The sequence below is a fragment of the Campylobacter sp. TTU_617 genome (genome assembly GCF_016599045.1).
Classification (GTDB): Bacteria; Campylobacterota; Campylobacteria; order Campylobacterales; family Campylobacteraceae; genus Campylobacter_D.
In genome coordinates this window covers 24,439-35,177 of the sequence record NZ_JAENKV010000013.1, presented here as the reverse complement: position 1 = coordinate 35,177, position 10,739 = coordinate 24,439, and the positions used below count along the sequence as shown (strand labels likewise).

Genomic DNA, 10,739 nt, shown 5'->3' with positions numbered 1-10,739 from the left:
GTTTAAATATAGAATAAAATTAAATGATAGAAAGTTAAAATATAAAATAATACAAATAACATATAGGTTATAAAGCAATATAAAATAAATACAAATAGCATAAAAGCAATACAAAAATATAAATAGTAATTAAAAATAAAAATATAAAATCAATAATAATTTAAAGCAATAAAGATAAAAACATAATTAAAAACAAAGATTAAAAGTATAAACAAATAACTAAAAGCAATAATTAAAACAATAAAGATTAAAAATAACAAATAAAACTAAATAACTAAACATAAATAATAAAAATAAACATACAAACAAAAACAAATATAAAATTTATAATTCTTATAAATAAATATTTTGATTTTTAAAGATAATTCTTTATATTTTAATTCTTTATTATCTTTAGAAGTATTGTTTGTAATAAAATAAATTAAGATTTATTTTAATTTCATAAAAATTATTAAAATAAATAATTAAATTTATTTGTAGTTATATTTTTGCTTTTTAATTGTTTTTATATATAAAATAATTTTTAAAATAAAAAGTTATTGTTTAAGTTTATTTTATAATTAAATCTTAAATTCATAAAAGTAATATCATTTTATTTAAAAAATGATTAATATGATTATAATGTTTAAATAATTACTTTTTATATCAAAGTTAAATATTTAATTTGTTTTTAGAATCTTTGTGAGTTTTAATATATTTGAAATTAAAAATTCTTTTTTTGCTAATTTTGAATTTGTTTTAATTTCATATTCTGTATTTAATAAGACATTAAAAATTTCTTTGTATTGTTTAAGTTTAATACTAAATGCCAAAGAGCTTAAATTCGATCCAACTTTTAAAGGAGGTGTGAATCCAAAAAGTTCTTTAAAATCTATTTTTCCGTGAATTTTGGAGTAGATTAAAATTTTAAATAATTTATAAAAATTATTATTTAAAGAATTGATAAAAGCCATTTCGTTAAAATTTTCTAAAATATTTTCAAGATCTTTTTTTATATCTTGTTTTTTTACTAATTTTTCAAAAAAATCATCAAAATTTCCTGTGTTTAAAGCATAGCAATAGTTTTGAATGGTTTGTTCATTTACTTTTAAATTTTGAAATTTATTAAGTTCGTTTGCTGCTAAATATAAATTTTCATCAAAACTTTGAAGCAGGGTGTAAAGAGCATTGCTGGTGATATCAATATTGAGTTTTTTTGCTTTCATATCTAAAAGCTCTATTCCTTCTTTGGTGTTGCCGATTTTGAAAAATCTTACAAAATTATTTTCAAAGATTTTTTCTAGTTCATTTTGCCTGCTTGATTCATCATAAAATTCTAAAAGGAAAAAATTATCTGCATTATTTTTACAAAGTTCTATTAAAAATTTTAATTCTTTTGTATTTGGCTTTTTACTGCATTTGATTTCTAAGAGTTTCTTTTCGCTAAAAAGAGAATTTAAAGATAAAAAATCACTACATTTTGAAAAATTGTATTCTTCGAAATAGATTTTTAAAATTTCATCATTTGGATATTTTTCTTTAATAAGCTCTGAGAAAAATTCAATTTGAAAATTATCAGCCCCATAAAGAAAAAAGAAATTTGGAAAATTAGCCGTGTTTAAAAGAAGTTGCAAATCTTTTTTATACATAAAAATCCATTAATTTTCTAAAATTTTTGTAATTTTACCAAAAATTTTTGCCATAATAATATCAACTTCCTCAATACGTACTTGAACTCTTTGAAGTAAATTTACTTTGGCATTTTTAAGTATGATGTTAGCACCTTTGATTTCATCTTCTAGTTTTGCGATAATTACATTTTCATTTTCTATGATAAGTGCTTGGAATTCTTTTCCTTTATTTTTATCAGCCCATCTGGCAAATTTTCTATCCATAAAATCAAAAGCAACTTTATCGGCTTCTCTTTCTAATACGCTTAAATTTTCGCAAGTGCTTTGAATGTTTAATAATAAATAATTAAACAATTTATTGTCTTTTTTAAGTTTTGCTTTTAAAAGTCTATGAAGTATTAAATCAGAATAACGCCTTATAGGACTTGTAAAATGAGAGTATTTATTAAATCCTAAGCCAAAATGCCCCATATTAACACTTGAATATTCTGCCTTTTTTTGAGCTTTGATGATGAGTTTGTCTATCTCTTCTCTTAAGTTTAATTCTTCTGCTAAAGCTTGTATATTTTTAATCATTTCACTAAGATTTGCTTTGTATTCTACATCTATACCAAGACTTTGAATTTCTTTTAAAAGTTTTAGAATTTTTTTATGATCAGCACTTAAGTGATTTCTAAAGATTCCTATATCATCTAAAAGACTTGCAGCAGCTTTGTTGGCTAATAACATACAATCTTCTATTAAATTGTGTGAAGGGGTATCTTTTTCGTATGAAGTTGATTTAAGACTTAAGTCATCATTAAGGCTCATTCTTAATTCTTCTGTTTTAAATTCAAAAGCATTTTTAAGACGCTTTTTTCTTATGATTTTTGTAATTTCATAAAGCTTATAAAGCCACGAAAGTTCTTTTAAATCGGGTTTTTTTATCAAAATTTCATCTACTTCATCATAATTAAAACGGCGTTTTGAATTAATAATAGCTTCAAAAAGTTCTTCTTTTACAACTTTGTAATTTTCATCTAGGGTAATTTTAAAACAAAATACAAGTCTATCTTCTAAGGGTTTTAAAGAGCAAATGTTTTCACTTAAAGTTTGTGGAAGCATAGGTACAGCAATATGTGGAAAATATATAGAAAAACCACGACTTCTAGCTTCTTTGTCAATAGCCCCATAAGCAAAAATGTATTCGCTTACATCAGCAATTGCTACATAAAGTTCTTTTTTTTCTTTATCAAAATAAATTGCATCATCAAAATCTTTTGCGTGGATAGGATCTATGGTGCAAAAGGAGAGCATTCTTAAATCAATACGATTTTCATACATACTTGCATCGACAAGATCTCCATAAGAATTTGCTTCTTTTATGCAATTATCATTAAAACAAGAATTTTTGTTAAAAAGATTTAAAGAAATTTTTTCATCAATATTTTCATCATCAATATGACCTAAAACTTCTGTTATGCCGTTGTTATGATTTTCTATTTTTAAAATTGTTCCTAAGGGTAGAGCTTTTAGAGATTTTTGGGAAGCTTTTAAAGCTATACTAAGTCCTGTTTTTATATTCATCCCTAAAATAGCTTCGCCATATTTTTTAGTAATAACTAAAGAGGTTTCATTGGCTCTTTTTAAAATTAAAATAACTTTTGCTTTAGGACGCTTCTTTTTTAAGGGAAGTAATTTAGCTACAACTATATCTTTATAATTGGCTCCTTTTAAATTTTTATTTTCAATCAATAAATCTTGCTTGTAATTTTCATCAAAGCATTTTAAAAATCCTGTGCCTTTGTTTGAAATATCAAGCACTCCGAAGACGTAACCATTATTAAGATAAAATTTATTTTTATGTTCTTTTATGATATTGTTTGCTAAAAGTTCTCTTAGAATTTGTTTAAATTCATTATTTACTTCATTAGCTTTGATTCCATAATTTAAATGATTTAGAAATTCTTTCACTTTTTTACTTTAAATTTTAAAATTATAATTATTCTTGCATAAACTTCATAAAAAAAATATGAATTTCTTAATAAATATTTTGGTATAATGTAAATTTATAGTTTAATTTTTAAAGTTGGATCTGTTTTGATGAAATATTATATCTTTATAAAAGAATTATTTGTTTGAAAAATCTTATTCGTTTAAAATATTTTTTAATTATCTTTCTTTTAGTTTTAATTATCTTTCTTCTAGCTTTAAAAATTTTTACAGAATATAAAAAACAAGACAATTTTACTTTAACTCCAGTGCAAGAATTTAATTCTAGTCTTGATTTATTTAGTGAAAATAATCAAAACTTAAAAAATGATACCATCTTTAAAAATTATAATTATGATCAAGAACTTAATGTAACTTTTTTAGAAAAAAATCTAAATACACAAGATGATAATATAAGTTTAGATAATAATTTAAGTTCTGATTTAAATATAAGTTTTAATGAGCAAAATTTAAGCCATTTTAGTGATTTAAATTCTAGTTTGATTGCGCAAAAAACAAATATTTTAGAAGAAAAAAATATAAATCAAATACAAATTAATAACACAAAAAAACCAAAACTTGTTATTATTATCGATGATATGGCAAATTCTAAACAAGTAAATGAACTTAAAAAACTCAATTTAAAATTAACTCCTTCTTTTTTTCCTCCGGATAAAAGACATAAAAATACTCCACAACTTGCTTTAGAATTTAAATTTTTTATGGTGCATTTGCCTTTAGAAGCAATTAACTATAATAAACCAGAGCTTAAAACCTTAAAAGTAAGTGATTCTAAAGAACATATTGATGCAATGATAAAAAGTATTAAACAAGAATTTAAAGGTTTAAGATATATTAATAATCATACAGGAAGTTTATTTACAAGCGATGAGAATGCTATGAGAAAACTTTTTGATGCTTTTAAAAAACAAGATTTTATTTTTGTTGATTCTAAAACTATAGGAAAAACTAAAGCTTTAAAATTGACTAAAGAATATAATCAACCTTATATACAAAGAGATGTTTTTTTGGATAATGAAGATAATATTGATTATATTAAAAATCAACTTAAGCAAGTTATTAATTTAGCTTATAAAAAAGGTTTTGCTATAGCTATAGCACATCCTAGAAAAAATACTTTTAAAGCCTTAGAAGAAAGTAAAGAAATGCTTCTTAATGTGAATTTAGTTTATTTAAATGAAATTTATGGAAATTAAAATTTTAGATAATGAATTTTTAGCTTATTTTAAAACTTTAAAAAATCCTCCTAAAAAAATTTATTATAAAGGCAATCTTGAGTTATTAAAAAGAAAAAAGGTTGCAATTATAGGTTCAAGAAAAATGAATCTTTATACAAAAAAATGCGTTGAAGAGCTTTCTAGTATTCTTAAAGATAAGGTGAGTATAGTAAGTGGGGGTGCCTTAGGGGTAGATATAAGTGCTTCAAAAGCAGCTCTACCTAATACTATAGCAATTTTTGCTAATGGACTTAATCAAATTTATCCTAAAACAAATCAAAAAATTATAGAAGAAATTTATAAAAATGCTCTTGCTTTAAGCGAATATGAAGCAGATCATATCCCTAAAAAATATGATTTTTTACTTAGAAATCGTTTGATTATCGCTTTAAGTGATTGTATAATCATAGCACAAGCTGATCTTAATAGCGGATCTATGCAGAGTGCAAAATTTGCCCTAGAATTAAAAAAACCTTTATATGTTTTACCTCAAAGATTAAATGAGAGTCAAGGAACCAATGAACTTATAAAAAATAATAAAGCTAAGCTAATAACCAATTTTAAAGAATTTGCCTTGCAATTTGGTATTGAAGAAAAAGAAACACAAGATGAATTTTTAAAATTTTGCAAAAAAGGAGTAAGTGTTGAGGAAGCTTTAGCGATTTATGGCGATAAGGTTTATGAATATGAACTTGAAGGAAAAATTGATATAACAGGTATTTGGGTGAAGGTTATCATATGAATGCTCTAGCTTTAGATATAGGATTAAAGCGTATAGGTGTAGCACTTTGTGTAGATGAAAAAATAGCCATTCCTCTTGATGGAATTTTGCGTAAAAATCGCAATCAAGCTGCTAATGAGATAAAAAAATTATTTTTAACTTATAATGTTTCTTTGCTTATTGTAGGTATTCCAAAAGGTTCAAAAAGCGAAGAAGAAATGACAAAACGTATTAAACATTTTGTATCTTTGCTTGAATTTGATAAAAAAATTGTTTTTGTTGATGAAAGTTTTAGTTCTAAAGAGGCATTGAAATTAGGTGTAATAAATACACGCAAAAAAGATGCAAAATTAGATTCTTTAGCGGCTTTGATTATGATAAAGGATTACTTTGCTCTCTAAGATTAGTTCTTTATATACCAAAGAAGAATGGGAGAAAATACTAAATTCTTTTAAAGAAGAAAAAAACATTTGTGTTTTTTTAAATACTTTAAAAACTAATGCCAATTTTTTAGAAAATGAATTTTTAAAAGAAAATTTAGAATATAGAAAACTAAATGAATATTGTTATTTATTTAAGGCTAAAGATAAAAGTATATTAAGCTCTATGAAAGCTTTTGATGAAGCCAAATTTTATATACAAAATTACGCTTCTTATTTATGTGCTTTAAATTTAGAGGTTAAAGCAGGAGATAGTGTTTTAGACTTATGTGCTGCTCCAGGTGGAAAAAGTATAAATTTAGCTAATTTTATGAAAAATATGGGATATTTAGCTTGCAATGAAGCAAGTAAAGATCGTTTTTTTGTTTTGCAAAAAAATCTTAAAAAGTATGGAGTTAATGCAAAAATCTTTTTAAAAGATGGTAAAGTCATAGGAAATTTATGTCCTAATAAATTTGATAAAATTTTACTTGATGCACCTTGTTCAACATTAGCCAAAATGGGTTTTGATTTAAAAAAGAGTCATAAAGAAATTAAAAATATTTCAAAATTACAAAAAAAACTTTTACACTCTGCTTTAAAGGCGTTAAAAACCGGAGGTGAGCTTGTTTATAGCACTTGCACTTTTAGCAGAGAAGAAAATGAGGAAGTGGTAGAAAATGCCTTAAAAAGCGAATTTAAAATAAAACTTTTAGATATAAATTTAGAGCATGCTTTAGCTAAAGATGCACAAAGTGATGAATTTGATGAAATTTCAAAATGCAAACGCATTATACCAAGCTTAGACTATGATGGATTTTTTATAGCAAAACTACGTAAAATTTAAAATTCACATAGTGAAAAAAATGTGAATAAAATTAGAAATTCATTAATTTTTTAATTTTATGATTGATTTTTACAAAAAGCCAATGATTGGTTTTGAAAAAATTTTTTCATATCATATTTTTCAAGCAAAGTAGCATAAATTCCTTGTCTATAAAAACAATTTTTATCCATTCCATAACTTCTCCACATTTCAGTAAAAAGATGCAAACAAGGCATATTCCAATCTATATCAGCTTTTTTCTGTATAAATTTTTTACTTTGATTCCAAGGAATTTGACAGGCAAAAAGATAATCTTGTGCATATTTTTCATAAGAAAAATTTTGACACATATTTGCTAAAAAAGAAGGACCTATTATACCCAAGGGATATTTTTTTGATTATTTATAAGTTCTTTGCTTCGTTTATAAGTTCTTTACCAAATAAGCTTTGTTGCGGGAATTTGATTGAAGAAGTAGTTATTTTTTGTTGATTTATATCACCGTCTATTTCCTTAATAAAAAGATATTTTTTGGTATTAAAATCAAAAGCATTAAGGCAAATCATATCAAGATCTACCCATACCCCTTGCCCGTTTATAAAGAGTACAAAATCTAAAATAATCTGAAAATACGGCAAGACTAGTCTCTCTATCATCAAATAATAAATTATCAAAAAAAGATTATTTCATTAGCGTTTTTTAATATGAATTCTTATACAAAGAGGCATTTTTTTAAAAATTTTATCCTCTAAATTATAAGTATAGAGGATAAAATCATAATCTTTATCAAGCTAATATTTTATAGTTAAAAGTTCAAGAAGAGTGATTTACTATAACCTTCTCTAGTATGCTAAAAACTAAAAATCATTTTTTATAATTTGAAATAGCTTTTTGAAGTATTTCAATAGCAACTTTTTCATCTTTGAAATCTTGCACTTTTACCCATTTATTTGGTTCAAGCATTTTATAAGTTTCAAAAAAGTTTTTAATTTTATTTAAGATAGCTGGCGCTAAATCTGTGTAAGTTTTAATATTGTCATATCTTGGATCAATTTTTGAAGTAGGAAGAGCTAAAAGTTTTTCATCCATTCCGCTTTCATCTTCCATGATTAATACCCCTATTAAACGGCAAGGAATTACAGCTCCTGCTTGAATAGGATATTCATTTAAAATTAAAATATCTAAAGGATCATTATCATCAGCTAAAGTATTAGGAATAAAGCCATAATTTGCAGGATAAAATACTGCACTAGGTATAACACGATCTACAAAAATTGCACCACTTTCTTTATCAAGTTCATATTTAATATTTGAACCATAAGGAATTTCGATGACCGCATTGATTTTGTTTGGAATATCTCCAATTTTAATTTTATTTAAATCCATTTTCTCTCCTTATTTATATGTTTTAATTAATTTTTAGTATTAAATATTAGTTAATATCTAATTATAATCTTACAATTTATATAAAAAATAATTGTTTAAAATTTACAATAATTTATCTAGATAAATATCTTTATGCTAGATAGTTTCAATTTTATAATTTTTGTAAAATATAAATTTTTAACCCAATTTATTTTTCGGGTGTTATTTTAATATCTGAAAAATAATAATTTATTTTTTTCTTATAAATTAAATATTTTGAATTTTCTTTATAAGATCTTTTATATCAGCTACTATAGGATTAATAGCTCTTTCTCCATCTATGATAAAATGAAGTTTCTTTTTTTGATAAAAGCTTTGAATCTCTTCTAAAGGTTCTGTATAAACTTTCATTCTATTATAAAAAACTTCTTCATTATCGTCTTCTCCACGATTTCTTCCTAAAACCCTTTCTTTGGCTACTTCCTCACTTACTTTAACTTCAATGACTCCTTTGAGTTCTACTTCATTTTGTTCATTTAAAACTTTATCAAATTCCATCATTTGTTCTACGCTTCTAGGATAACCATCTATAATAATAGTTTTAGTTGGTGCAGTTTTTAAAGCCGACACTATGGTATTTACAACGATTTCTAGAGGAACTAAATTGCCTTTAGAAATAAAGCTATCGATTTTTTTTCCAAGCTCACTTCCGCTAGCTACTTCTTCTCTTAATAAATCACCTGTTGAGTAATGAGTAATATTTATATCAGAATTTGCTATTAAGCTAGCATCAGTAGTTTTACCGCTTCCTGGTGCTCCTATGATTAAAAATAATTCTTTCATTTTGTTTCCTCTCTTAATTTTATTCCAAGCTCTCTCATAGCCTCATTACTTGCACTTGATGGAGCATCTGTCATTAGACATTGTGCTCTTTGTGTTTTTGGAAAGGCAATCACTTCTCTAATACTTTTTGCACCTGTTACTAGCATAATAAGTCTATCAAGTCCTATTGCTATACCGCCATGCGGTGGTGCTCCAAAACTTAAAGCATCAAGTAAAAATCCAAATTTTTCTCTTTGTTCTTCTTCATTGATATTAAGAAGCTTGAAAACTTTTTGTTGTATATCATTTTTATGAATTCTTATACTTCCCCCGCCAAGCTCAACTCCATTTAAAACTATATCATAAGCAACAGAGCAAATCTCTTCTATATCGGTTTCATCGATATTTTTAGGCATAGTAAAAGGATGGTGCATTGCAGAATAACTTCCATCATCATTTTGTTCAAACATAGGAAAATCAACAACCCATAAGAATTCCAAAGCATTTGGATCTATAAGATTTAATTCTTGTGCTAGGAAAATTCTAAATCTCCCCATATAATTTAAAACAACTTTTTTATTTCCTGCACCAAAAAATACAACATCTCCTACTTCTAAATTACAGCGTTTGCTTAATTCTTTTAAATCCTCTTCACTAAAAAACTTACATAAAGGTCCTTTAAGCCCATCTTCTTTTACTTGTATGAAAGCAAGTCCTTGTGCTCCAAATTTACGTACAAATTCTTCAAATCTTTGCATTGCTCTTTTTGAAAAAATTGTATCACCTTTAGGCACACGCAAAGCTTTTACACGATTTTTTTTACTATCTTTTGCAATATTTGAAAAAATTTCATTATTTGATCTTGCAAAAATATCTATTACATCAATAAGCTTTAGATCATATCTTAAATCAGGTTTATCGCTTCCATAATTTTCCATAGCTTCTTTGTAGCTCATTTGTCTAAATGGGGTATTAACTTCTTTTCCGCAAGCTTTAAAAATATCTTTTAAAAAATTTTCTGCTACCTTAATCACATCTTCTTGTTTGCAAAAACTCATTTCAACATCAATTTGTGTAAATTCAGGCTGACGATCCGCTCTTAAATCTTCATCTCTAAAGCATTTAGCAATTTGAAAATAACGATCAAAACCACTGCACATTAGAAGTTGCTTAAAGAGTTGAGGGCTTTGAGGAAGAGCATAAAAATTCCCTTGATGAACGCGAGAAGGGACAAGATAATCTCTTGCACCTTCAGGAGTAGCTTTAGTTAAAATAGGTGTTTCTACTTCTAAAAATCCCATATTTGCTAAAGAATTTCTTGCTGCAATGCAAGCTTTAGAACGTAGAGCAAAATTGTTATAAAGTTTTGGATTTCTAAGCTCTAAAAAACGATATTTAAGACGTAATTCTTCATTTACATTTTCATCTGAAATAGCAAAAGGAGTAGCTAAACTTTCATTTTCTATATTAAGATGGGAGATGACAACTTCAATGTCTCCAGTTTTTAATTTGGGATTATTTAATCCTTCTCCACGGGGACGAATTTTGCCTTGAGCTATTAAAACATACTCATCTCTAACACGAGATGCTATTTCATGTGCTTTTGGATCATCTTTTGGATCGCAAACTAGCTGAATAATTCCACTTCTATCTCTTAAATCAATAAAAATAACACCACCATGATCGCGGTAACTATTAACCCAACCACAAAGAGTTACAACTTCGCCTACATTGGCAATGCTTAAGTCTGTATTATAATGAGTTCGCAA

11 protein-coding genes are annotated in these 10,739 nt (G+C 25.5%); 4 read left to right on the top strand and 7 right to left on the bottom strand.

Going from position 1 to position 10,739, the window contains the following annotated elements; translation table 11 throughout:
- Positions 1–659: 659 nt before the first annotated feature.
- Complete coding sequence (locus tag GQV94_RS06275; RefSeq protein ID WP_200170189.1) at positions 660–1,628, bottom strand: DNA polymerase III subunit delta; 969 nt, start codon at positions 1,626–1,628, stop codon at positions 660–662.
- A 9-nt stretch (positions 1,629–1,637) separates the two neighbouring features.
- Complete coding sequence (locus GQV94_RS06270; protein ID WP_200170188.1) at positions 1,638–3,563, bottom strand: RNB domain-containing ribonuclease; 1,926 nt, start codon at positions 3,561–3,563, stop codon at positions 1,638–1,640.
- Between the two features lie 158 nt (positions 3,564–3,721).
- Here GQV94_RS06270 and GQV94_RS06265 point away from each other — a divergent pair, with 158 nt between their 5' ends.
- From GQV94_RS06265 to GQV94_RS06250, 4 genes are read left to right on the top strand one after another with little or no spacing between them, the layout of a single operon-like run.
- Entirely contained in the window at positions 3,722–4,798 is a 1,077-nt protein-coding gene (locus tag GQV94_RS06265; RefSeq protein WP_200170193.1) for a divergent polysaccharide deacetylase family protein, read from the top strand.
- On the top strand, positions 4,788–5,561 hold the full coding sequence (gene dprA / locus GQV94_RS06260; protein WP_200170187.1) for a DNA-processing protein DprA: 774 nt from the start codon (positions 4,788–4,790) through the stop codon (positions 5,559–5,561). The genes GQV94_RS06265 and dprA overlap by 11 nt, the downstream gene beginning before the upstream one ends.
- A complete protein-coding gene (ruvX, locus tag GQV94_RS06255) occupies positions 5,558–5,941 on the top strand; it encodes a Holliday junction resolvase RuvX (protein ID WP_200170186.1) in 384 nt (127 codons plus the stop codon). The genes dprA and ruvX overlap by 4 nt, the downstream gene beginning before the upstream one ends.
- The gene (locus GQV94_RS06250; protein ID WP_200170185.1) at positions 5,931–6,806 is read left to right on the top strand and encodes an SAM-dependent methyltransferase; all 876 of its coding nucleotides are present in this window, start codon (positions 5,931–5,933) and stop codon (positions 6,804–6,806) included. The genes ruvX and GQV94_RS06250 overlap by 11 nt, the downstream gene beginning before the upstream one ends.
- Before the next feature lie 56 nt (positions 6,807–6,862).
- On the opposite strand, the gene GQV94_RS06245 is transcribed toward GQV94_RS06250, so the two are convergent.
- From GQV94_RS06245 to aspS, 5 genes are all read right to left on the bottom strand, one after another.
- Positions 6,863–7,168 carry a hypothetical protein gene (locus tag GQV94_RS06245; protein ID WP_200170184.1) on the bottom strand — a complete coding sequence of 102 codons (306 nt, stop codon included), beginning with the start codon at positions 7,166–7,168 and terminating at the stop codon, positions 6,863–6,865.
- Positions 7,169–7,187: 19 nt separating this feature from the next.
- Complete coding sequence (locus GQV94_RS06240) at positions 7,188–7,439, bottom strand: hypothetical protein (RefSeq protein WP_200170183.1); 252 nt, start codon at positions 7,437–7,439, stop codon at positions 7,188–7,190.
- 208 nt (positions 7,440–7,647) lie between these two features.
- The gene (gene ppa / locus GQV94_RS06235; RefSeq protein WP_200170182.1) at positions 7,648–8,169 is read right to left on the bottom strand and encodes an inorganic diphosphatase; all 522 of its coding nucleotides are present in this window, start codon (positions 8,167–8,169) and stop codon (positions 7,648–7,650) included.
- Positions 8,170–8,415: 246 nt separating this feature from the next.
- A complete protein-coding gene (locus GQV94_RS06230) occupies positions 8,416–8,991 on the bottom strand; it encodes an adenylate kinase (protein ID WP_200170181.1) in 576 nt (191 codons plus the stop codon).
- Entirely contained in the window at positions 8,988–10,739 is a 1,752-nt protein-coding gene (gene aspS / locus GQV94_RS06225) for an aspartate--tRNA ligase (protein WP_200170180.1), read from the bottom strand. The genes GQV94_RS06230 and aspS overlap by 4 nt, the downstream gene beginning before the upstream one ends.